Here is a 21,649-nt window from a genome sequence, read left to right on the forward strand (position 1 = left end):
TTCGTGCCGGAGTCCTGCCGGCGCGACGCCCTGCACCGCCTTTCTGGCCCTGGAGGAGGACTCTCATGTCCGGCGAACCTGACACCACCGAACAGACGGTCGGCAGCCCTGACCGCGTGGTCACCGACGAGCAGCGGGCGTACTGGGCCCAGGTTGAGGCGCCGATGGCCTCGTGCACTGCCCTGATCACCGATGCCGACGGCCGGATTCTCGTGGTCGACCCGACCTACAAGGACGGCTTCGACATGCCCGGCGGCATGGTGGAGGCCGGCGAAACGCAGATCGAGGGCCTGGAACGTGAACTGGCCGAGGAACTCGACCTGACCGGCGTGCCGATCGGCCGGTTCCTCGTCCTGGACCAGGTCCCCGCTGCCCGGTACGGGCGGGCCATGGTCGTCACGGTGTTCCACGTGGGTCCCCTCACCGACCAGCAGACACAGTCCCTGCGATTCGCGGACGGGGAGATCGGCGCCGCCGAGTTCCTCCCCGTAGAGGAGGCCCTCGCGCGGCTGCCGCACCGCCTCGCCCGCCGCATCAAGGCGGCGCACGCCGCGCTCCTCGCTGGTGTGCCGGCCGTTCTGATCGACGGCAAGTCCCACGTCCTGTCCGGCTCGGCCGTGTCGGAGGCGTGGTGAAGCGGCTCCTGAAACGGGTCTGGAAGACGGAACAGACCGTCTCCGAGTCCGAGGTCGCGCTCTTCGGCGGGGCGCTGCGCTACGACTTCGGCTGGGTGCGCCACGAGTACGCGCGGCTGGACACCAAATTCGGGCAGGCCGCCCGGATGGTGCCGACGCTGGTGGGCAGCACCCTGCGCCTGGCCTGGCAGGCGGACCGCCGTGCCCTGTTGACCATCGGGATCGCCGAGGTGGGCCAGAGCATCACCCAAGCCGCCGGGCTGCTGGTCACCAACCAGGTGATCCAAGCCCTACTCAAGGACGGGGACAACGTCTCCCGGCTGCACGCCGCGCTGCCGGCCCTGATCGTCGGCTGCATCATCGCCGTGGTCGGCACCATCCTGGCCTGCCTATCGACGGCGGGCACCGGGCGGCTGGAACCGAAAGTCGAGAGGCTGGCCACCGAACAGTTCCTGGAGGGCGCCGCCCGCGCGGAACTCGAGGCCATCGAAGACGGCGAGTTCCGCACGCTCCTGGACTCCGCGTACTTCGGCGCCCAGTCCTCCCGCACCATGATCGGCGTCTGCGTTGCCGTGGTGAACGGCGTGTTCTCCCTCGTCGCCGCGGCCGGCGTGGTCACGGTCCTCAGCCCCGTCCTGCTGCCACTGCTGCTGCTCATCGCGCTGCCCCGTGGCTGGGGTGCCATGCATGTGGCCCGGCGCCGCTACGCCTCCCGGATGCAGTGGATCGAGCACGAGCGGGCCAAGCGCCTGGTCAACAACCTCATCACCGCCCGGGAATCTGCCACGGAGATCCGCGTTCACCAGGTCGGCCCCTTCCTGCTCGATCACTTCCACGAGATGGGCCAGACCGCCGAGGCCGAACAGACCCGCCTTGCCGACGGCCGCGCGGTCACCGAACTGATTGCCGCGGCCATGGCCGGCCTCGCGTCGGCGGCCACGTTTGCCGGCCTGGGCGTTCTGTGGCTGACCGGCCACATGAGCGCCGCCACCGTGGCCACGGCCGCGCTCGCGATCCGTACCGGCTCAGCAAGCCTCGGCGCCCTCGTCGACAACATCCTGCGGCTGCACGAGGAGTCCCTCTACGTCCGCGACCTCGACCACTTCCGTGACGAAGCCGAACGCCGGGCCATCCCCACGGGCGGCCAGCCCGTGCGCGACTTTCCCGACCAGGTCACCTTCGAGAACGTGTCGTTCACCTACCCCGACCGCGACACCCCCGCTCTGCAGGAGGTAACCCTGACTTTCCCGCGCGGGGCCGTCATCGCCTTGGTCGGCGCGAACGGCAGCGGCAAGTCCACCGCGGTGAAGCTGCTCGCCGGCCTGCACCGGCCCACGGCCGGCCGCATCCTGTGGGGGCAGACCGATCTTGTCGAGGCCGACCGGGTGGACATCTTCCGGCACGTGGCCGCTCTCGATCAGGGCTTCCAGCGCTGGCCCTTCACCCTGCGGACCAACATCCAGATCGGCCAGCCGGAACGCAACGCGGACGACGACATCGCCCGCGCTGCCGCCTACTCTGGCGCCGACAAGCTCGCCGACGCTCTTCCCCGCGGTCTCGGCACCCTGCTGGCCCGGCAGTTCCGCGGAGGCCAGGAACTGTCCGGGGGACAGTGGCAGACGGTCGGGCAAGCCCGGCTGCGGCACCGGCAGGCGAGCCTCGTCATCGCCGATGAGCCCACCTCCGCCCTCGACCCCGAGGCCGAGATCGAGTCCTTCGAACGCATCCGCCGCCTGGCCGACGAAGGCAAGACCGTCGTGCTGGTCAGCCACCGCATGGCCGGCGTCCAGCACGCCGACATCATCTATGTCCTGGACGAGGGACACCTCGTGGAGAGCGGTTCCCACCAGGAGCTCATGGCGCGGCCTGATTCCCAGTACCGGCGCATGTACCTCATGCAGGCCAACCAGTACGGCACCGCCGCGCCACTGGTGCTACCGACTCCCTCGGCCAACGGCGAATCACATGCCGCCAGCACCCACGACTGACACCCACCACCCGCCGCGCACCGCCCGGCCCGGTGCGCTGCGGCCTAGCAAGTGGGCCGCCGACCCGTTGTGGAGCACGCTGCGCGACCTGCTGGGCTGCCTCGGCGTGATCGCGGCCGGCCTCGCCATCACCACGATCGTCACCCTCCTCACCTCCCACTTCCCCGACCACAGGATCCGTCCGTGACCCACCTCCCGCCCAAGCTCGTCATCGGAACCCGCGACTCCGACTTGGCCCTGGTCCAAGCAGCCCACGTCGCCGGACTACTCGAACACGCCTTCCCCCAAGTCGCCGTCCACGTGACCCCGATGAAAGCCGCCGGCGACCTGCACCAGGGACCTCTCGCGGAGATCGGCGGCAAGGCCGCCTGGGTACGCGAGCTGGACCGGGCGCTGGCCACCGCACGCGTCGATGTCACCGTCTCGTGCGCCAAAGACCTCCCCGGCCCCCACGAGCGCGGCACCGACGCCACCATCGGCGCCGTCCTGCCCCGCGAAGACGCCCGGGACGCCCTCGTCCTCCCGGCCGGACAGCCCGCAGCCACCCTGGACGACCTCCCATCCGGAAGCGTCCTCGGCACCAGCGCGCCCCGCCGCATCGCCCAACTCCGCACCCGCTACCCCCACCTCACCATCCAGCCGGTGCGCGGCAACCTGATCCCCCGCCTCGCCCGTCTCGATGCCGGCGAAGGCGACAAGCCGCTCGACGCCCTCGTGGTCTCCTATGCCGGACTGTGCCGGGTGTCCCAGGCGGACCGTGCCACACAGCTCATCCCGGCCTTGGTGCTGGCCCCGGCCACCGGTGCGGGCATGCTCGTCGTCGAGCAGCGAAGGGGCGACACCATCGCCGCCCACCTCCTCGACGCCATCAACGACCCCGCCACCGCCCGGCTGCTGGCCATCGAGCGTGGCGTCCTCGCCCAGCTCAAAGGCAACTGCCAGACCGCCTGCTCAGTCCACGCCTACTACACCGACAAACCCCACCGGATCAGAGTCGACGCTGCCGTCTTCCACCCCTCCCACGGCGACGCGATCCGCGTCGCAGCCACCGGACCGGCCGATGACCTCGGCGGCCTCGTGGAGAACATCACCCAGCTGCTGCACGGCGAAGGCGTCGAACGGTTCCTGCCGCGTTGACCCGTGCGGCCCCGGTCGCCAGCGGGAGCCCAACACGGGACGAGACACCGCATGGCGGGGACGTAACAGCCATACCTACGAGGGGGAGTTCGCAGAACGTGCCGCACCGATCCGGACCCCACGCCCCAGGAAGCCTGTGGCGAGACAGAGACTTCCGGCACTATGCCGTCGCCCAGGGCATCAGCGTTACCGGGAGCGGCGTGACCACGATCGCGCTGTCCGTCTTGGCCGTCGTCGAACTGCACGCCTCCACCTTCAACGTCGCGCTGATCGCCTTCGCCTCCAAACTCCCACCCCTGCTGCTGTCCCTCCACGCCGGGGTCCTGGCCGACCGCCGACGCAAACGTCCCCTGATCATCACCTGCGATCTGCTCTGCGCCGCTGTCCTCCTGACCCTTCCCACCGCACAGTTTCTCGCCCGCATCACCCTGATCCATCTCTACGCGGTCGCCTTCACGGTGGCCGCCCTGCAGGTTATCGGCAGTAACGCGTCCATCAGCTTCCTGCCCTCCCTCCTTGGCCCGGAACGAATCAAGGACGGCAACGCCAAGATGGGCGCCGGTAACTCCCTGGCCGACCTCATCGGCACCAACTCCGGCGGCGCCCTCGTCGTGGCGCTCGGCGCCGCCCGCGCCATCACCGTGGATGCCGCCTCCTACCTGGCCAGCGCCCTGCTCTTGTGGCGCATCAAGCACCGTGAAGACCCGCCGCCACCCCGAAAGGCCGGCACCAGCCAATGGGCCGAGATCCGCGAGGGCCTCACCTACACCCTCAACACTCCCGTCGTACGGTCCATCGTGCTGTCCAACACGGCCACATCCTTCGTCCTGGCCGCCAGCAGCGCCCTCTGGTCGCTGTACCTGCTTGTTCCCGCTTAACGACGGTGTTGCTTACTGCCTGATGTGCCACCTGACCTGCTCGTTTGTGTGTTGCACTCAGCCGGGTTGCATTGATACTCATCGGCCATGCACCAATCGACGTACTCATCAGCAGGCTGGGAGTCCTGGGGACTTGCGTTCAGGCCGGCGATCCCGGAGGGGATGCCGTTGCTGTTCGACGACGACCTTCTCTTCGAGGACAGCAACGGTGTCCGTCCCACAACCGTGATCAACTGCTGGGCCTGCGAGCTGCCAGCGAATGGATGCCCATCGCCGAATTCGTGGCCCTACTACGTGCGTACGGTGCGTGAGTGGCTGGAGTTCATATCCGAGCACGGAGTCGCCCTGTTCGACACGCGGCGTCGTCTGAAGGCGGCGTTGGGCGCGTACTCCGTCTATCGCGCCCAGGGCCCCATCAAGCATCGCTTCGAGGCGTCCACGTGGAACCAGAACATGGGGATTCTGGCGGGGTTCTACAAGTGGGCGAAGGATGAGGAGTACGCCGACTCCGAGCCGTTCACGTACCGGCAGGCGGTCTGGGCCTTCAAGGGGCAAGTCCGTCGCGGACGGGTCAACCAGTCACGGCGGCGCCAAGCCAAGCCTCATGTGACGATCAAGTATCTCGACGACGACTTCACGGACATGTTCCTGAAGGGGTTGGCGGGCCTGAGCCCCGACGGGGAGCGGGATCTGCGCTACCGAGGACGGGAGTTGGCCCGGAACTCGGCGGTCGGCCGAATGATCGTCTCCAGCGGACTACGCAGCCAGGAGTACACATACCTGCTGGTCTGCGAGGTGCCCCTGCTTCCCTCGCGACGGACCGCGGTGCCAGTGTCGTTCCCAGTCCCTTCCGGAATCACCAAGGGAAGCAAGTACCGCGAGTCGTGGATCGACTACGACTCGCTGGTCGAGCTGCACTCCTACATCTCGCTCGACCGGGCAGCGGCAACGTTCGGATCGTCGTGGCGTCCGCCGGCCCGCTGGGGAGAGCCGCTGTTCGTGACGGACGCCGATCAGCGGGGCGGACGCGTCAACGGGGTCCGTGTGCAGTGGAGTTCGCTCGGGCCTGACGAACGGCGGCGTCTGGTCGCCCCGGAGGGCGGTTCGATGCTGCTCTCGGTGTGGGGCCAGGGACGTCCATTCACCGGATGGGCCACGGTTTTCGCCAGGACCTCTGACCGCATCCGCGAGCGTTACGAGCCGCGCTTCCCGCACGTCAATCCGCACCGGCTACGTCACACCATGGCCATGGCGACCATGGCGCGGCTGATGCGTGGCTGGTACGAGCAGGCTGCACGACAGGTCCGCGACACCGACGACGATGCCGCCCTGGCGCACTACCTGCGGACCCAAGAGCCGCTTCTGATTCTGCGCGATCTGCTCGGACATACCAGTTCACTGACCACGGAAGCGTACCTCCACCGCCTGGACGTGCTCCGCCTGTTCACCTCCCTGTATCGGCGGGTCGGCAAGGAGTACGGGCTGCTGGACGAGGAGGCCGAGCTGGAGCTCGAGACTGAGTTCGACGACGAACTGGCGGTGGTCTGATGCCGGCCACCGTCACCCTTGACCCGCTGGGTGTGCACTGCGTCTTCAGCGACGGGTCGGAGTACCGCCGTCCCCTGCGTGTGCGGCGACGAGTGGAGCTCCCGGGGCTGGCACGCACTCTGCTGGAAGGCGTTACGGATCTTGTCCATCCGCACGGGCAGGTCGACAGCGCGGGAGGGATCGACCTCTACCTCACGGCCGTCCGCGGCTTCACCGACTGGCTGGTCGAGTTCGGGTTCTCCGGCGGGGCCTCCGACCTGACGCGCGCGCTCCTCGCCCGGTACTGGCGGCAAGGGGTGCGATCCTCCCAGGAGAGCGCGCTGCGGGCGATGTTGCGTTGCGCCGACGACCAGGATCAGATTCTGGCGCCGGACGTGCGCGCGTTCGTCGATGGCCGGCTGTTCAACACGGGCGAGCGGTACGGCTCGCACCAGCCGTACAGCGAGGCCGAATGGGCCCGGCTCATCCGTACCTGCCGCGACGAGGTCGATGGCGCGTTCCGCGCGTTCTGCGCGGCCCGTGAGCAGGCTTCGTCAGCTGACGGGCCAGGGGCTGCGCTCCGTGAGCGCACTGCCCATCACTGGCTGGTGCTTCACCACGGGCCCGACCCGCTCGTCAACGAGATGGCAGACCGCGGCTCGTTCCCCTTCCGGCAGAGATACGGGGTCGGTCTTCGCGCGGTGCTGGATCCGCTGATCCCGACCCTGGACGTGATCATCGCCTATCAGCTGCTGTTCGGCGCCTACACCGGGGTCGTGCCGGACGGGATCGCGGACCTGGGACTCGACGACATCGAGTGGGCGGGTGACGAGAAGATCCTCCTCAGCTACGTCAAGGGCCGCACAGCGGCGGAGAGCCTTGCTCTGTCACGTCAGGCCACTCGCCTGCTGGAGCAGTGGCTCGATCACTCTGCGGTGGCCCGCCGCTTCGCGCCCGAGGAACTGCGCCCCGAGCTCTGGGTGCGTTTCACGCCGAGTGGCACATGGGCGGGAGAGCGATGGCTGGCCAAGCCGGCCACGCGCCTGTCCATATGCGCCTGGGTGGAGCGGCGCCAGGCCGTCGACGAGGACGGGCGCCCCGCGCAGATGACCGGTGACGACGGTCTCCCCCTGGCCCTTCACCTGCACCGCATCCGCACTACTCACGACGCGCTGCAAGACCGGTCGCACTGGCGCGGCAGCCGCCGGTCCACGCTGGATCCGAACCGGTCCCCCGGCATCGAGGGTGATCACTATCTGACGAACACGACGCCGTCTCAGCGTGAGGCGGTGGAAGACATCATCGTCCAGGCGCAGGAGGACCTCGTTCGCCGGGCGCTGCCGCCCTTGGTGCTGGCCACCGCTGAAATGGCCGACCTGGTGGAGAACTATCCCGAGCACATGAAGCGGCTCGGCCTGGATGACAACGCCTTGGCGCAGCTCCTGTCCGGGCAGCGCGACGTATTCACTGCGGCATGTGGAGATCAGATGTCGGGACTTCACGGGCCGAAGGGCAAGCCCTGTCCGGCACGTCCGTGGGTGTGCCTGCTGTGTCCGCTGGCCTTGTTCGCCCCCCGCCATCTGCCGAACCTGCTGCGACTACGGGCGTTCTTCTCCCGTCAGTGGGAGCAGATGACCACCGCCGAGTTCATCCCCGTCTTCGGCCCGTACGCCCACCGTCTCGACGAGATCCTGACCCCCGACCGGTACTTCTCCGAGCACGCGCTGCGGGCAGCCGCTGCCGAGGTCACCGACTCCGATGTCGAGCTTCCCCTGCGACCTGAGGAGCACACCGTATGACCACCCTGCACCGGCCCGCGGGCCTCGCGGCTGCCTTTTCGCGTTCCGTCTTTCGAGGTGAAGACGTGTGCGCTGCGGCCGGTCTGCCGGTTCACGGTGCGGGCCCGCATCCTCACTTCGACGACGCAATCTGGGACTTCACTGGTGTCATCGGGCTGCCGCGGTACCTTGCGCGGTACGCGCGGATCTTGTCCTTCGTCGAGATCCTCAATCCCCAGTGGAGGGAACTCGCGAAGGAGTTCGTCTTCGCCCGGCTTGCACCGGACCACCGCGCTGTGCGGGAACTTGCTCACGCCTATCGAACGCCGGTGCTGATTGCCACGGTGCACGGGCGGCTGACCGTGCTGACCGGCTGGCTGAACTGGCTCACCGAACAGGGCGTGGACAGTCTCGGGGAGGTCACCCAGCAGCACTGTGCTGCCTACCTGGAGCTTCGCAAGAAGGTACGGGACAAGCACGGCGTCGTGATCCGCGACAGCAGCCCCGGCTACCGCATGGACGTAGTGGCGGTCATCCAGGAGCTGGGCTACTACAAGGAATTGTTCTCAGCAGACGGCTACGTGTCGGCCTTCCGTCCGTGGGGGCGACGCACGGCGTACTCCGTCGCCGGGATGGTCCGTCGGACGGGCAACACGACACCGCCGCTGAGCAACGACGTCTTCCAACCGCTCGTCGCGGCGGCCCTGTACGTGGTGGAGGTGCTGGCGCCGCACGTCATGGAGCTGCAGCAACAGTTGCAGGAGATGGTGCCGAACCGGCCGGGCCGCAACAACCGAGAGCGTCCGGACTGGAGGGTCGAGGTCGCGCAGGCCATCGACCGGCACATACAAGAGGGCGATCCGTTGGATGTCGCCCTCGATCACGTCGTGTCCCAGCGGCTGGCGGACGGCTGGGATCCGGACGATCCGCTGCTGCGGGTGAATCTGATCTCCCTCGCCCACGAGACCGGACGGCATGCCTTCCACTCCAGGTGGCTGCCCACCCTGCGCGGCCACCTGGAGAAGGCCGTCCGGGAAGTCGGCCTGGCCAAACGCTGGGGCCGGACGGCCGCCCTGGTCGAACGCGCGGACGGACGGGGCAGTGTCCCCTGGACCCTGCCGATGAACACCACCGAGGCCCGACTGCAGCTCTCCCGGGCCCGCACAGCGTGCGTCATCGCGCTCGCCGCACTGACGGGGATGCGGAAGAGCGAACTGGCCGAGCTGACCCACGACTGCCGCCTGCCTCCCGAGCAGCTCGGCGAGGGCCGCCTCCGCTACCGCCTGAAGGGCAAGGTCATCAAGGGCCGGAAGCTGGGTGGTGAACACGATCAGTGGGTGACCATCAAGCAGGCGTACGACACCGCCGGCGTGGCCGCCTCGCTCGCCGACCCGGTGAAGAACACCGGTCACCTGTTCAAGTCGCTCTCCTTCTTCACCCCGTACGAATGGTTCCTGACCTGGGTCAATGGCCCAGACGGCCGTCGCCTTGGGCTGGCGCCGATCCCCGAGGAGCCGGTCAGTCTGCGGATGCTACGGAGAACCCTCGCGGTGGAAATGGCGCACCGGCCCGGTGGTCTGCTGGCCGCCAAGATCCATCTCAAGCACATTTCCGTGGTCACCACGGAGGGCTATGCGGACCGCCCCGGTGGGGCCCAGTCGGTGCTGATGGCCGAGTTCGGCCAAGAGGAGCGGGAGCACAAGTTGCGCGTCGCCCTCGACGCTTTCCACGACTACCAGAACGGTATCCGGCCTGCGGGGCCTGGCGCCAGTGACCTCCTGGACTTCTTCGCGTTCGTCGACGAACAGCTGGATTCCTCCGGGGCGCCGAACATCAAGCGCAGCGACCAGGAGATGACGAACCTGCTCGCCAAGCGGGCCAAGGCCCTGCACCTGGGGCCGGCGAACTACTGCTGGTTCCTCGATCCGTCCAAGGCGCTGTGCCTCAAGCTCGCAGGGGCCCACGCCCGCGGGGCGACAGAGCCCTTGATCGGCATGTGCGATTCGGCGCGGTGCCCCCAGGCCACCCACCATGCCGGGCATCGCCCGGTATGGGCGGCCAGTGCCGAGAGCAAGAAGGTCTTCATCGCCACCATCGGACGCGCGCAGCGGACGGAGAAGGCCCGGCTGGGTACGGAACTCGCCCGCGATGAACGGGTGCTGGCCGAGATCGACGCCCGCTCCGGAACGGGGGCATGACGTGGCCCGCATCAGCGACGAGACCCGTCGGGACAACGAGGCGGCCATTCGGCACGTCATGGAGCGGCTCCTTGCCGGTGACGTTCCCGCGGGCAGCAAGTGCGACATCAAGACCCTCGCGGCCCAAGCCGGGGTCGCACGCACCGGCTTCTATCCCAAGAAGAACCGCGACGGCTCGCCGCGGCCAGGTCCCTATCAACACCTGGCGGAGGAGTTCGAGCGCCGGTTGACCGAGCTTCGGGAAACGGGCGTGATTCCAGACCCGCGGGCTGCACAGATCGAGCGCCTCAAAGAACAGGTCTCCGGGCTGAAGGAGCGCCTCGCCGCGCGTGACGCGCAGATCGATGGGCTCACTGACTTCAGGGAGCGGGCTCTGTCGCAGATCGCCGCCCAGCGGATGGAGATCGAGCGGCTGCGGGAACAGGCGGCCGCCGTCGGCAACGTCCGTCGGCTGCCTGCCGCCCGCGGTGGTCCGGCGCCGTACGGGTCTTGCAGTTGACAATGCTGCGGGCGGTCTTTTGCCACCACCGGGCCCGGAGGGTCAGGTGCCGATCTCCCGGTGGACGCCGCCGGCGGCGGTGTTGACGCCCTCGGCGAGGGTGGGGTGGATGTGGATGGCGCGGGCGATGTCGCTGTAGGTGGCGCCGCAGGTCATGGCGATGACGGCCTCGTGGACGAGGTTCCCGCCGTCGGGGCCGGCGATGTGGCAGCCCAAGATCTTGTCGGTTGAGGCGTCGACGACGAATTTGATCAGGCCGCGGGTGTTGCCGATGGCGCGGGCCTTGACGACGCCGGTGAAGTCCTGGCGGCCGATGAGGACCTGGTGTCCGGCGGCGCGGGCGGCGGGTTCGGTCAGTCCGACGGAGCCGACCTCGGGGTCGGTGAACACCGCGTGCGGCACGATCCGCCCGTTGGTGGAGCGGTTCTGGCCGCGGTAGGTGGTGCGGTAGGCGATGTCGGCGTCGTCGCGGGCGGTGTGGGTGAACATCGGCCCGCCGCGGATGTCGCCGAGCGCCCACACGTCCTCGGCCGCGGTGCGCAGCAGGTCGTCGACGGGCAGGAAGCCGCGCTCGTCGGGGGCCAGCCCGAGGTGTTCGAGGCCGAGGATGTCGGTGTTGGGGGTGCGGCCGGTGGCGATGAGGAGGTGGCTGCCGTTGATCTCGCCGGTCTCGCTGCCCTGGCAGCCGGCCCGGATGTTTCCGGGGCGGCCGTCGACGGCGGTGCAGGTGGTGCCGGTCAGGACGGTGATGCCGTCGGCGGTGAAGCCGTCGGTGACGGCAGCGGAGATGTCGGGGTCCTCGGCGGGCAGCAGTCGCTCGGCGCGCTGGATGAGCGTCACGCGGGAGCCGAAGCGGGCGAACATCTGGGCGAACTCGCAGCCGATGTAGCCGCCGCCCACCACGATCAGGTGCTCGGGCAGGTCGGTGAGGTCGAGCAGGGTGCGGGAGGTGTAGTACGGGGTGGTCTCCAGGCCGTCGATGGCGGGGATGGTGGTGCGCAGGCCGGTGACCAGGAAGATCTTGTCGGCCTCGATCTCGGTGTGGTCCACGCGCAGCCGCCGGGGCGCGGTGAAGCGTCCCTCGGCGGGATAGAAGTCGATCTGGTCGGCCTTGCCGACCGTCTTGTATGAGCCGGAGCGGATCGTCTCCACGATCGCGTTCTTGCGCGCGACCACGGCGGCCAGGTCCACGCTGGGGGCGGGGACGTGGACGCCGAACTCGGCGGCCCGGCGCACCTGGTGGGCCACCGCTGCGGAGGCGATCATCGTCTTGGTGGGGATGCAGCCGCGGTTGAGGCAGGTGCCGCCGAGTTTCTCCTTCTCCACGAAGGCGACCCGGCCGTGTCTTGCTGCGCGCAGGGCCAGGGGCAGGCCGGCCATGCCGCCGCCGATCACCAGGGTGTCGTACCGCTCGGCCATGAGAGGACTCCTTCTGTGTCTCTGCCTGTCCAGCCCGGTGCGGACGGTGCGTACTGGGGCGTGTGAAGATCCTCAGCCGTGCGGGCCGGTGGGGCCGGAGGGGCGGGGCTGTTCGGGTGATCCGGGCGGCATGCGGCGGCTGCGGCAGGTGGAGGTGCGGTGGCGGCGGTGCCACAATGCGGCGGCGGTGAGCAGGACGGCTCCGGCTGTCCAGAAGGGCCAGGTCACAGGGGTGACGGAGGCGGCGGCCCCGGTGGCTGCACCGCCTGCGGCGGCGGTGGCCAGGGCTGGGCCGGTGCAGCACAGGCCGATCATGGACAGCCCGGCGCCGAGGGCCGTGCCGAGGGCCCCGAGCGCGGCGAGCGTGGCCGTCAGCAGGTGGCCGAGCACCCGGCGTAGCCGGGCGGGGGCGCTGTGTGCATCGGCTGGACTCCAGGGGCCGGGGCGGGCAGGGGTGAGGGTGTGGCCGACTGCCGCTCGGGGGGATGCGGCAGCCGACCGCCCTCCCGGCTCCCACGGGGGTTGGCGGCCGGGGCTTCGGGGGCTGGGGGTCAGGCCCACAGGGCGCTGCCCCACCTGGTCAGGATCAGCAGCGCGATGATGCCGATCCACAGGACGGGTACGGCCCAGTGGAACTCGGCGACAGTGCAGCGTACCCGGTCGGGGGCGGGGATGAGCCCGTGCTGGATGTTGTGCACGGTGGTGTACCAGAAGATGAGGATCGTCACGGCCCATACGAGGGTGCACCACAGGCACAGTGCGCCGATGGCATACAGCGAGGAGTACTGCAGCCAGGTGATGAGGCCGATGCCGAAGACGGTGCCGGCCTGCAGGCCCAGCCAGTGCCAGCGCCGGTAGCGGGCGCCAGCCAGCAGTCCCGCGCCGATGGCGATGACGGCGGGGAAGGCGGCCCAGCCGATGAAGGGGTTGGGGAAGCCGAAGGTGCTGGCCTGCCAGCTCTTCATGATGTTGTTGCAGGACAGCACCGGGTTGATGCTGCACGCCGAGACGTAGTCCGGGTTGGCGAGCAGTTCCATCTTGTCGTGCGTGAGCACGGCCGAGGCGAGCAGGCCGAGGGAGCCGCCCAGGATCAGTAGGAGGGCGAGCGTCCGGCTGGCGCCGAACGTCGCGTGCCTGCTCTTGTGCACGGCTGGGGTGGCCGTCTCGCGGGCTGCTGGCATGGTCATGGAGCAGTGTCCGTTCTGCATGCCTGCGGCCGGGGCTTTATCCGTTTCCCGGCCGCAGAGATGGGGCGTGGTCAGCAGCAGTGGCCGGGATTGTCGCGGTCCGGGGCGGCGGCCGGGGTGGGGACGGGCTGGGGCGCACAGCAGTCCGCCTCGGCAGAGGGGGCTGCCCCGGTGGGAGCGGCGTTGCGGGCGGCCTGCCGCCTGCGGTGGCGCAGGGCGGCGGCGGTGACGGCGAGGACGACCACGAGAGCGGTGACGGCGATGGTGGTGGTGTGGCCCTGGATCCAGGCGGTCGCGGTGGCGGACCAGGCGGCGAGGCCGCCGCCGGGGGCGGCGGTGGCGGGGCCGCCGGTGGCGGCGGGGTACCAGTACCAGGCCAGGTAGGCGCCGGTGAGGACGAGGACGGCGGCGGTGATGCGGGTGCCGTGCCGGGCCAAGGCGGTGATCTTGCGGGTGAGGGCGGCGCCTGCGGCGGCGGTGGTGACCGCGACGAGCAGCAGCACGGCGGCCGATCCGGCGGCGTAGGCGGCGAAGACCGCGAGGAGCCCGGCGAAGCTGGCGGTGGCCTGGGCCTGGGCGATGACGGCGAGCAGCACACCGAAGGTGCAGGACAGGGACGCGGCGGCGTAGCCGGCGCCGAAGACCACCATGCGCCGGGCGGTCGGCGGGCCCGCCGACCGGCGGGTACCGGTGGGCAGGTTCAGCCGCAGGCTGAGCGCGCGGCCGGTGAGCATGAAGGCGCCGAGGAGCAGCAGGATGATGCCGGTGGCCAGGCCGAGCCAGGGGGCGGCACGGATCAGGGCGCGGGCCCCGGCGCTGACGATGAGCCCGGCAGCGGCGAGGGTGCCGGCGAAGCCGAGGGTGAGGGCGGCGCCGGAGCGCAGGGCGCGGGTGAGGCGTACCGGCAGCGGGGAGGTGTCGTTTTCGCCGAGGGCGGAGGTGATCCAGGCGGGCAGCAGGGCGAAGCCGCATGGGTTGACCGGGGCGAGCATCCCGGCGGCGAAGGCGAGGGTGAGCAGGCCGTTCATCACGCGCCCGCCTTCTTCAAGGCGGCCTGGATCTGGTCGGCCGACGGGTCGGTGGCCCGGTAGGTGACCTTGCCCTGGGGGTCGACGACGATCAGCGTGGACAGGGCCGAGACCTGGTAGCGCAGGGACAGGGCGGCGCCCTTGTCGACGGTGGTGGCCAGTCCGGGCGCCTTGATGTAGTCGAGGAACTGCATGATGGTCGTCTTCGACTCGCTCGGGTCCATGTCCACCGCGAGGAAGGTGGCCTTGTCCCCGAACGCCTTGGCAGCCTTGTCCAGCGACTTGGCACCTCCGGCGCACTCGCCGCAGCCCACGGAGAAGAAGAACAGAGCGGCGGGCTTCTTTCCGGGCACCGCCAGCGTGGTGTCGTCGAGGAGGGTGACGGTGTCCGTCTTGGCTGCGGCGGAACTGCCGCTGACGGTGTCAGTCTTGGCCGTGGAGCCGGTGGTGGCGGTGCCGCAGGCGGACAGGGTGAGTACGGCGGCGGTGGCGGCGGCGAGGGCCAGGACTGTGCGGCGGCGCAGGCGGGTGCGGCGGGCGGTGGGGGACGGGGAGGTCATGGTGGTGCGGGCCTTCCTCGGAGGCGGGACGGGAGTTTGTCCCGGTCGGCGGCGGAGCGGGCGGGCGGATACGCGTGTCGTGGCGGTGCCGGTCGCCGACCTGCTCAGGGCTTGCGGAGCAGGTCGCGGTCGTGCTGGTCGGTGCGGGCGGGCAGCGGGCAGCAGGAATCGCCGCTGCCGGTGGGGCGGCGGCGCAGCCACCAGAGGAGACCGCCGGCCAGCAGGACCGCGGCCGGGGCCAGCAGCCAGGGACTGACCAGGGCCCCGCCGAGTCCGGCCAAAGCGCCGCCGGCCAGCAGTACCGGCCCGGCGCAGCACAGGACGGGCAGCAGCACGACGCCGACCATTCCGAGGGTGCCGAGCAGACCGCCTCGGCGCTCGCCGGGCTGGGTGGGCGGGCGCGTCATCGCGGGTCCCCCTTTGCGGGGATGCGGGGGCAGCAGTCCAGGGCGGCGGCGTTGTCGGCGGCCAGGGACCGGGCCAGCATGATCAGATCCGCGACGCGGGGGTCGCCGACGGAGTAGCGCAGTTTCTTGCCGTCCCGGCGGGCGGTGACGTAGCCGCAGTCCACGAGACAGGACAGGTGCACCGACACCCTCGGCTGCGAGATCCCGGCGTGCTCGACGCATTCGGCCGAGGTGCGCTCGCCGCGCTGGATGAACTCCAGCAGCTTCAGCCGGGTGGGGTCCGCGAGCGCGCGGAAGAACCGGGCTGTGGTGTCCAGATGGATGCACGGCACCTCGGCCGCGGCGGCCGTGTCCGGTGAGCCGGCAAGGGCAGGGGTTTTCATAGGCAGAGCCTTTCCACAAGCAGCTATTCGCTTGTCCGCATAGTATGGTGGCCGTCTGCCATTCGGCAAGCCGCATAGGAAACGGGTTCGGCGGGAGCGTCCGGCCCCCACTGAGGGAGGTAGTGCTGTGCTTCAGGCACACACCGGTTATGACCTGGCGATCATCGGTTCGGGAGGTGGCGCGTTCGCCGCGGCCATCGCCGCCCGCAGCAAGGGCAGGAGCGTGGTGATGGTCGAGCGCGGCACCACCGGCGGCACCTGCGTGAACGTCGGCTGTGTGCCGTCCAAGGCGCTGCTGGCCGCCGCCGAGGCCCGCCACGGCGCCCGCGCGGCCAGCCGGTTCCCCGGCCTGGAGGGCACCGAGCCCGCGGTCGACTTCCCCGCACTGATCGGCGGCAAGGACACGCTGGTGGAGCAGTTGCGGGCGGAGAAGTACACCGATCTGGCCGCCGAGTACGGCTGGCAGATCGTGCACGGCACCGCCACCTTCACGGCGAACGACGACGGCCCCGCCCTGGAGGTCGCGCTCAACGACGGCGGCACCGCCACCATCGAGGCCGCCCACTACGTGATCGCCACCGGCTCCGCCCCGTGGGCGCCGCCCATCGACGGACTGGTGGAGGCCGGCTACCTGACCTCCACCTCCGCCATGGAACTGGATGAGCTCCCCGAGCACCTGCTGGTGCTCGGCGGCGGCTACGTCGGCCTGGAGCAGGCCCAGCTCTTCGCCCGCCTCGGCAGCCGCGTCACCATCGCCGTCCGCTCCCGCCTGGCCTCCCAGGAAGAGCCGGAGATCTCCGCCGGCATCGAGGCCGTCTTCCGCGAGGAGGGCATCACCGTCCACACCCGCACCCAGGCCAGCGCCGTACACCGCGACGGCGACGGCATTCTCACCACCCTCACCGGCCCCGACGGCGAGCAGCAGATCCGCGCCAGCCACCTGCTGATCGCCACCGGACGCCGCCCGGTCACCGACGGCCTCGGCCTGGAGCGGGTGGGCGTGAAGACCGGCGAGCGCGGCGAAGTCGTCGTCGATGAGCACCTGCGCACCGGCAACCCCCGCATCTGGGCGGCCGGCGACGTCACCGGGCACCCCGACTTCGTGTACGTGGCCGCCGCCCACGGCACCCTGGTCGCCGACAATGCCCTGGACGGGGCGGAGCGCACCCTGGACTACACCGCGCTGCCGAAGGTCACCTTCACCAGCCCCGCCATCGCGTCGGTCGGGATGACCGACGCCCAGCTGGCCGAGGCCGGGATCGCCTGCCAGTGCCGCACCCTGCCGCTGGAGTACGTACCCCGCGCCCTGGCCAACCGCGACACCCGCGGCCTGGTCAAGCTCATAGCCGAACGCGGCACCGGAAAGCTGCTGGGCGCCCACGTCCTGGCCGACGGCGCGGGCGACATCATCACCGCCGCGACCTACGCCATCACCGCCGGACTGACCGTCGACCAGCTCGCCCACACCTGGCACCCCTACCTGACCATGGCCGAAGCCCTCAAACTGGCCGCCCAGACCTTCACCTCGGACGTCGCCAAGCTCTCCTGCTGCGCCGGCTGAACTCAGCCGGCGTCCCGCCCGCCCTGTCTGCGGAGATCCTGGCCGATAGCGCCCTCGCCATGGGCGCGGTGATCGGGCGGGGTGGGCTTCGGCAGGCGGTAGTCCCGACGGGCCGTCCGCCGACGCCGCACGAACAGCGCGGCAGTGATCAGCGTGGCCCCGGCCGTCAGCAACAGCCACGGCCAGGGGCCCAGCACGGCGGCGCCCGTGGCGGCCGTGCCCGCACCCGCCGCGGCCAGAGCGCCACAGCAGAGGCCGACCAGCGACAGCCCCGCGCCCAGCGTGGCGGCCAGGGCACCGAGACCGGCAAGGGTGACTTCCAGCAGTCTCCGAGCGGCCCGGCTCAGCACTATGCGCTGCCGGGCCGGTGTGGACAAGGCGGCGGCTGGCTTCGTTCACTTCAAGCGACAGCGTTTGTCCATCGGTTCGGGCGTCGGTTGGCGGTCGACAGCGGCCTGAATGTTCACGAGGAGAAATGACCTCACTGCATGGGGCAGCCCGCCGTCTGTGACAGCTCCCTCAAGCCTCTTCGATGATCGAGCAGACCGTGGAAGGCTCTCCGGTGGGGCGGTCGCCAGCGGCCTCGCGAGTCTCGGTGAGGGTCTGCCGCAGGGCCAAGAGATCAACGACGGTGGCATCGATCTCAGCAATGCGGGCGTCGAGGAGGTCACGGACGGCGTCGCAGGGCGGGGTGCCACCGCGGCGAATCTCCAACACTTCGCGGACGTCATCAAGGTGGAGTCCCAGAGCGCGGGCCTGGCGGATGAAGGTCAGCAGCTTGACATCGGCCAGAGTGTAGAGCCGGTAGCCGGCCATGCTGCGCTCTGCCTCAGGCAGCAGGCCCCTGGCCTCATAGACCCGGACCGCCTTGCGCGTGAGTCCTGCAGCGCGGGCAGTCTGCCCGATGGTCATGCCGTGCAACGCCATGATCGCTCCCTTCCTCCTCTCCAGTGTTGACCTTGCCCCAGGGGCCAGGTTCTAGCGTCGCTCGCGTAGGACAAAAACGCGAGAACAAGGAGGTGAGCGCGGTGCCATTCCGTGAGGGTGAGGTTTACCGCTGCCCGGACGAGAACTGTGGGTGCGAGCTGACGGTGACCAAGGGCGCCCCAGCGACCTGTGGTGGCCAGCAGAACCCGACCTGCTGCTGTGGGAAGAAGATGACCAGGGTCGGCCAGTAGCTCCTCAGGGTTGCCCCGGCTGGCGTTGCCTCCGGGGCAGCCCCGATGCCGTCCTGGCAAGCCCCCCGCTGCCTTCGAAACGATTCGTGAACAAAGCCAGGCGGCCATCGGTGGATTCCTCCCCGCGGTTCAGCAGCACCGCCTGCGGCGCCGGCCGGCCTGGCCGTGCGCGGATGCGGCGTCGCTGTGGACGCGGCGGCGCACGAGCACGGTGACGACGGCGGCGATGGCCAGGACGACCGCGGCGTCGACCACCCACGCGATAGACAAAACGGCGCCGATCCCGGCCAGGACAACGGCCGCGAGCAGGAACGGACCGGCACCGCGGACAGTCGACAGCAGCCGGACGAAGCCTGCGGCACCGCGGTCACCGGACCGTTGCAGCTGACGGCGTGAGGGCTGGGGAGGGGCATACATAACGGTCTCCTCGGGGTCGGAATCAGCGGTCATGCGGGCCGCCTCGCTGCTGTGGTGCCCGGCGTCGCCTTGCGGCGCTGCCGGAGGCACCCCCGGGCGGGCAGCAGTCGTCGCGGCGGGCGCGGCGGCGTACGAGGACGGTGACGGCCGCGACGGCCAGGACCACGGCTGCGGCGATCACCCACGGATTGGCGAGCCAGGCGCCGATCCCGGCGAGGGCACCGGACAGGACCAGGACGGGACCCGCACAGCAGACGATCATCAGCAGGACGATCCCGATGCCCGGGGCAGCGCCCGTGGCGGGCCGGTCCTGTTCGCGGCGTGGGGGCTGGTCAGAGGTCGGCATGGCGATTCCTTCCGAGAGTCGGTCCCGGCTGGGCGCGATCACCAGAGCAGCGGTCCGGGACGCCGTCGTGGTCCGCGGCGACGGCGCGGGCGAGGACGACCAGGTCCGCCACCCGGGGGTCGCCGACGCGGTAGCGCAGCCTCCTTCCGTCCCGGTGGCCGGTCACATACCCGCAGGCCGTCAGACAGGCCAGATGGACCGAGACCCGCGACTGGGATACCCCTGCATATCCGACGCACTCGGCACAGGTGCGCTCCCCGCGAAGGATGAACTCCAGCAGCTTCAGCCGGGTGGGGTCCGCAAGCGCGCGGAAGAACCGGGCCACGGTGTCGGTGTGCGAACACCCGGCGTCGGCCTGGCGGGCGGACGCTGCGGCCTCAGTGCGGACCAGAACAGGTGCGGAGCCCATGACAGCCCCTCTCCCACATGCATCTATTCGCCTACTCGAATAGTATGGCGGGGTTCGGGTATTCGGCAAGGCATATAGAAAGCGGGCCGGTACCCGTTCCATCCAAGGGAGGTGGTGGCTGTGAGCACGCAGCGCAGCCGGTTCGATCTGGCGGTCATCGGCTCGGGCGGGGCAGCGTTCGCCGCCGCGATCGCCGCACGGAACAAGGGCAAAAGCGTGGTGATGGTCGAGCGCGGCACCACCGGCGGCACCTGTGTGAACACCGGATGCGTGCCCTCCAAGGCGCTGCTGGCCGCCGCCGAGGCCCGCCATGTGGCCCTCGCCCAGCCGTTCCCCGGTATCCGCACCGAAGCGGGCCCGGTGGACTTCCCCGCCCTGATCAGCGGCAAGCAGGCCATGGTGGAGGCGATGCGGGCGGACAAGTACGAGGACCTGGCCACCGAGTACGACTGGCCGATCCTGGCCGGCACCGCCCGCTTCGCCCCCGGACCCGAACTGGAAGTCGCCCTGGGCGACGGCGGCACCACCACCATCGAGGCCGCCCACTACGTCATCGCGACCGGCTCCGCCCCGTGGGCACCGCCCATCGACGGACTGGACGAGGCAGGCTACCTGACCTCCACCACCGCCATGGAACTCGACCGCCTGCCCGAGTCGATGCTCGTGGTGGGTGGCAACGCCATCGGCCTGGAGCAGGGCCAGCTCTTCGCCCGGCTCGGCACCCAGGTCACCGTCGTCGAGGCGCTGGACCGGCTCGCCCCGTTCGAGGAGCCCGAGGTCTCCGCGATGATCGAGGACGTCTTCACCGGCGAGGGCATCAGCGTGCACACCGGCGTCACCATCACCGCCGTGCGCCGCGACACCGGCGGCTACAGGCTCACCGCCGCCCGCGCGGGCGACGTCTTCGAACGGAAGGCGGAGCAGTTGCTGGTCGCCACCGGCCGCCGCCCGGTCACCGACGGCCTCGGCCTTCAGACGGTGGGGGTCAAGACCGGGGAGCGCGGCGAGATCGTCGTGGACGAGCACCTGCGCACCGGCAACGAACGGATCTGGGCGGCCGGGGACGTGACCGGGCATCCGCAGTTCGTCTATGTCGCCGGGGCCCACGGCACGCTGGTCGCCGACAACGCCCTGGACGGGGCCGAGCGCACCCTGGACTACCACCACCTGCCGCGGGTCACCTTCACCAGCCCGGCCATCGCCGCCGCCGGTCTCACCGACGCCCAAGTCATCGCGCAGGGCATGGCATGCGACTGCCGCGTCCTGCCCCTGGAGTACGTACCCCGGGCACTGGTCAACCGCGACACCCGCGGCCTGATCAAACTCGTCGCCGAACGTGGTACCGGGCGGCTGCTCGGCGCCCATGTCATCGCCGAGAGCGCCGGTGATGTGATCGCCACCGCCGTCTACGCGCTGGCGAACCGGATGACGGTGCACCAGATGGCCGACCTGTGGTGCCCGTACCTGACCATGGCCGAGGGCCTCAAGCTCGCCGCCCAGACCTACACCCGGGACGTGAGCAAACTGTCCTGCTGCGCCTCCTGACCCACCACCGCACAGCGATCCGCACCCCTGGGAGTGAGGTACCGCGAAGATGAAGAAAGACCACGGACCTGCTCGAGGACCTCGCCATCGCGCCGGTGGCCGGCGGGCTGGCCACCAAGGCTATGGAGCCGGTGAGCACCACGCTCTACCAGCTCGAATCCGAACCAGACCGGGCCCGCGAGGACGCCGCCCGGCCCGGCCCGCCGTACCGGATCGCCGCCGACAAGACCCTGCGCCTGCTCGGCATCCACCCCGGCGACCGCGCCCTGGACCGGGCCGGGCTGGCCTTCCACTACGGACTGGCGATCAGCTGGGCACCGGTCTACGCCCTGCTGCGCCGCACCACCGGCCTGAGCCCCGTCGCGGCCGGGCTGGCCTCGGGCGCGGCCATGTCGCTGATCGTGGACGAGGGCATCACCCCGCTGGCCGGATTCTCCGCCCCCAACCGGGTCTACCCCGCCGCCACGCACCTGCGCGGCCTCGCCGCCCACCTCGTCTACGGGCTGGCCGTGGCCGCCGTCACCGAGACCGCCTGGGCCCTGCGCCACCGGCGGCCGTGACGCCTCCTC

Annotated in this window: 24 protein-coding genes; 12 read left to right on the forward strand and 12 right to left on the reverse strand. The window is 70.2% G+C overall.

All coding sequences use genetic code 11. The annotated features are described in order from the left end of the window. Window positions 1-65 precede the first annotated feature (65 nt). From C6376_RS32680 to C6376_RS32715, 9 genes are all read left to right on the forward strand, one after another. Window positions 66-635, forward strand: coding sequence for an NUDIX hydrolase (locus C6376_RS32680; RefSeq protein WP_107446661.1), 570 nt, complete (start codon window positions 66-68; stop codon window positions 633-635). After that, window positions 632-2,623 (forward strand): ABC transporter ATP-binding protein, encoded by a 1,992-nt coding sequence (locus tag C6376_RS32685; RefSeq protein ID WP_107446662.1) that lies wholly within the window; start codon window positions 632-634, stop codon window positions 2,621-2,623. Before C6376_RS32680 ends, C6376_RS32685 begins: the two co-directional genes overlap by 4 nt. Continuing rightward, entirely contained in the window at window positions 2,601-2,810 is a 210-nt protein-coding gene (locus tag C6376_RS44045) for a hypothetical protein (RefSeq protein WP_159083338.1), read from the forward strand. The genes C6376_RS32685 and C6376_RS44045 overlap by 23 nt, the downstream gene beginning before the upstream one ends. After that, window positions 2,807-3,760, forward strand: coding sequence for a hydroxymethylbilane synthase (gene hemC / locus C6376_RS32690; RefSeq protein WP_159083339.1), 954 nt, complete (start codon window positions 2,807-2,809; stop codon window positions 3,758-3,760). Before C6376_RS44045 ends, hemC begins: the two co-directional genes overlap by 4 nt. A gap of 98 nt (window positions 3,761-3,858) precedes the next feature. Further along, window positions 3,859-4,638: an MFS transporter gene (locus tag C6376_RS32695; RefSeq protein WP_107446664.1), complete on the forward strand. Its 780-nt coding sequence runs from the start codon at window positions 3,859-3,861 to the stop codon at window positions 4,636-4,638. Between the two features lie 162 nt (window positions 4,639-4,800). Further along, the gene (locus C6376_RS32700) at window positions 4,801-6,186 is read left to right on the forward strand and encodes a site-specific integrase (RefSeq protein ID WP_006143039.1); all 1,386 of its coding nucleotides are present in this window, start codon (window positions 4,801-4,803) and stop codon (window positions 6,184-6,186) included. After that, window positions 6,186-7,964, forward strand: coding sequence for a hypothetical protein (locus C6376_RS32705; RefSeq protein ID WP_006143040.1), 1,779 nt, complete (start codon window positions 6,186-6,188; stop codon window positions 7,962-7,964). Before C6376_RS32700 ends, C6376_RS32705 begins: the two co-directional genes overlap by 1 nt. A 188-nt stretch (window positions 7,965-8,152) precedes the next feature. Next, window positions 8,153-10,141, forward strand: a complete 1,989-nt coding sequence (locus C6376_RS32710) for a site-specific integrase (RefSeq protein ID WP_234388848.1) — start codon at window positions 8,153-8,155, stop codon at window positions 10,139-10,141. 1 nt (window position 10,142) lies between these two features. Then, window positions 10,143-10,640 (forward strand): hypothetical protein, encoded by a 498-nt coding sequence (locus C6376_RS32715; RefSeq protein ID WP_006143042.1) that lies wholly within the window; start codon window positions 10,143-10,145, stop codon window positions 10,638-10,640. A 42-nt stretch (window positions 10,641-10,682) separates the two neighbouring features. Here C6376_RS32715 and C6376_RS32720 read toward each other — a convergent pair whose 3' ends face one another. The 7 genes from C6376_RS32720 to C6376_RS32750 form a co-directional block, all read right to left on the reverse strand. Then, a complete protein-coding gene (locus tag C6376_RS32720) occupies window positions 10,683-12,059 on the reverse strand; it encodes an NAD(P)/FAD-dependent oxidoreductase (protein WP_006143043.1) in 1,377 nt (458 codons plus the stop codon). Between the two features lie 72 nt (window positions 12,060-12,131). Further along, a complete protein-coding gene (locus C6376_RS32725; protein WP_006143044.1) occupies window positions 12,132-12,449 on the reverse strand; it encodes a hypothetical protein in 318 nt (105 codons plus the stop codon). Between the two features lie 161 nt (window positions 12,450-12,610). Next, window positions 12,611-13,246: a vitamin K epoxide reductase family protein gene (locus tag C6376_RS32730; protein ID WP_040896642.1), complete on the reverse strand. Its 636-nt coding sequence runs from the start codon at window positions 13,244-13,246 to the stop codon at window positions 12,611-12,613. A 71-nt stretch (window positions 13,247-13,317) separates the two neighbouring features. Next, window positions 13,318-14,274 carry a cytochrome c biogenesis CcdA family protein gene (locus C6376_RS46245; RefSeq protein ID WP_030379246.1) on the reverse strand — a complete coding sequence of 319 codons (957 nt, stop codon included), beginning with the start codon at window positions 14,272-14,274 and terminating at the stop codon, window positions 13,318-13,320. Further along, window positions 14,274-14,834, reverse strand: coding sequence for a thioredoxin-like domain-containing protein (locus C6376_RS32740; RefSeq protein ID WP_006143047.1), 561 nt, complete (start codon window positions 14,832-14,834; stop codon window positions 14,274-14,276). The genes C6376_RS46245 and C6376_RS32740 overlap by 1 nt, the downstream gene beginning before the upstream one ends. 104 nt (window positions 14,835-14,938) lie before the next feature. Next, window positions 14,939-15,241 carry a hypothetical protein gene (locus C6376_RS32745; protein ID WP_006143048.1) on the reverse strand — a complete coding sequence of 101 codons (303 nt, stop codon included), beginning with the start codon at window positions 15,239-15,241 and terminating at the stop codon, window positions 14,939-14,941. After that, a complete protein-coding gene (locus tag C6376_RS32750; RefSeq protein ID WP_006143049.1) occupies window positions 15,238-15,624 on the reverse strand; it encodes a helix-turn-helix transcriptional regulator in 387 nt (128 codons plus the stop codon). The genes C6376_RS32745 and C6376_RS32750 overlap by 4 nt, the downstream gene beginning before the upstream one ends. Window positions 15,625-15,751: 127 nt before the next feature. Between C6376_RS32750 and merA (C6376_RS32755) the strand changes: the two genes are divergently transcribed. Continuing rightward, window positions 15,752-17,185, forward strand: coding sequence for a mercury(II) reductase (gene merA / locus C6376_RS32755; RefSeq protein WP_006143050.1), 1,434 nt, complete (start codon window positions 15,752-15,754; stop codon window positions 17,183-17,185). A gap of 2 nt (window positions 17,186-17,187) precedes the next feature. On the opposite strand, the gene C6376_RS32760 is transcribed toward merA (C6376_RS32755), so the two are convergent. The 5 genes from C6376_RS32760 to C6376_RS32780 all read right to left on the reverse strand — a co-directional run bounded on the left by C6376_RS32760 (window position 17,188) and on the right by C6376_RS32780 (window position 19,535). Continuing rightward, window positions 17,188-17,562 (reverse strand): hypothetical protein, encoded by a 375-nt coding sequence (locus C6376_RS32760; protein ID WP_063738086.1) that lies wholly within the window; start codon window positions 17,560-17,562, stop codon window positions 17,188-17,190. A 142-nt stretch (window positions 17,563-17,704) separates the two neighbouring features. Beyond that, window positions 17,705-18,112 carry a MerR family DNA-binding protein gene (locus C6376_RS32765; RefSeq protein ID WP_030379244.1) on the reverse strand — a complete coding sequence of 136 codons (408 nt, stop codon included), beginning with the start codon at window positions 18,110-18,112 and terminating at the stop codon, window positions 17,705-17,707. 380 nt (window positions 18,113-18,492) lie between these two features. Then, entirely contained in the window at window positions 18,493-18,813 is a 321-nt protein-coding gene (locus C6376_RS44050; RefSeq protein WP_030379243.1) for a hypothetical protein, read from the reverse strand. Then, window positions 18,803-19,126, reverse strand: coding sequence for a hypothetical protein (locus C6376_RS44830; RefSeq protein ID WP_006143053.1), 324 nt, complete (start codon window positions 19,124-19,126; stop codon window positions 18,803-18,805). The genes C6376_RS44050 and C6376_RS44830 overlap by 11 nt, the downstream gene beginning before the upstream one ends. Beyond that, window positions 19,113-19,535 carry a helix-turn-helix transcriptional regulator gene (locus C6376_RS32780; protein WP_006143054.1) on the reverse strand — a complete coding sequence of 141 codons (423 nt, stop codon included), beginning with the start codon at window positions 19,533-19,535 and terminating at the stop codon, window positions 19,113-19,115. The genes C6376_RS44830 and C6376_RS32780 overlap by 14 nt, the downstream gene beginning before the upstream one ends. Before the next feature lie 120 nt (window positions 19,536-19,655). On the opposite strand from C6376_RS32780, the gene merA (C6376_RS32785) reads away from it, so the two are divergent. Next, on the forward strand, window positions 19,656-21,080 hold the full coding sequence (merA, locus tag C6376_RS32785; protein WP_006143055.1) for a mercury(II) reductase: 1,425 nt from the start codon (window positions 19,656-19,658) through the stop codon (window positions 21,078-21,080). Between the two features lie 122 nt (window positions 21,081-21,202). After that, window positions 21,203-21,640, forward strand: coding sequence for a hypothetical protein (locus C6376_RS32790; RefSeq protein WP_006143056.1), 438 nt, complete (start codon window positions 21,203-21,205; stop codon window positions 21,638-21,640). Window positions 21,641-21,649: the final 9 nt, after the last annotated feature.

Source organism: Streptomyces sp. P3 (assembly GCF_003032475.1).
Taxonomy (GTDB): Bacteria; Actinomycetota; Actinomycetes; order Streptomycetales; family Streptomycetaceae; genus Streptomyces.

Coding starts and splice junctions, on each gene's coding strand:
- C6376_RS32750 (WP_006143049.1), bottom strand. CDS start 15,624: ATGAAAACCCCTGCCCTTGCCGGCTCACCGGACACGGCCGCCGCGGCC.
- C6376_RS32700 (WP_006143039.1), top strand. CDS start 4,801: ATGCCGTTGCTGTTCGACGACGACCTTCTCTTCGAGGACAGCAACGGT.
- C6376_RS32730 (WP_040896642.1), bottom strand. CDS start 13,246: ATGACCATGCCAGCAGCCCGCGAGACGGCCACCCCAGCCGTGCACAAG.
- C6376_RS32720 (WP_006143043.1), bottom strand. CDS start 12,059: ATGGCCGAGCGGTACGACACCCTGGTGATCGGCGGCGGCATGGCCGGC.
- C6376_RS32740 (WP_006143047.1), bottom strand. CDS start 14,834: ATGACCTCCCCGTCCCCCACCGCCCGCCGCACCCGCCTGCGCCGCCGC.
- C6376_RS44830 (WP_006143053.1), bottom strand. CDS start 19,126: ATGCCGACCTCTGACCAGCCCCCACGCCGCGAACAGGACCGGCCCGCC.
- C6376_RS32780 (WP_006143054.1), bottom strand. CDS start 19,535: ATGGGCTCCGCACCTGTTCTGGTCCGCACTGAGGCCGCAGCGTCCGCC.
- C6376_RS32765 (WP_030379244.1), bottom strand. CDS start 18,112: ATGGCGTTGCACGGCATGACCATCGGGCAGACTGCCCGCGCTGCAGGA.
- C6376_RS44050 (WP_030379243.1), bottom strand. CDS start 18,813: ATGACCGCTGATTCCGACCCCGAGGAGACCGTTATGTATGCCCCTCCC.
- C6376_RS44045 (WP_159083338.1), top strand. CDS start 2,601: ATGCCGCCAGCACCCACGACTGACACCCACCACCCGCCGCGCACCGCC.
- C6376_RS32745 (WP_006143048.1), bottom strand. CDS start 15,241: ATGACGCGCCCGCCCACCCAGCCCGGCGAGCGCCGAGGCGGTCTGCTC.
- C6376_RS32790 (WP_006143056.1), top strand. CDS start 21,203: ATGGAGCCGGTGAGCACCACGCTCTACCAGCTCGAATCCGAACCAGAC.
- C6376_RS32705 (WP_006143040.1), top strand. CDS start 6,186: ATGCCGGCCACCGTCACCCTTGACCCGCTGGGTGTGCACTGCGTCTTC.
- C6376_RS46245 (WP_030379246.1), bottom strand. CDS start 14,274: ATGAACGGCCTGCTCACCCTCGCCTTCGCCGCCGGGATGCTCGCCCCG.
- C6376_RS32680 (WP_107446661.1), top strand. CDS start 66: ATGTCCGGCGAACCTGACACCACCGAACAGACGGTCGGCAGCCCTGAC.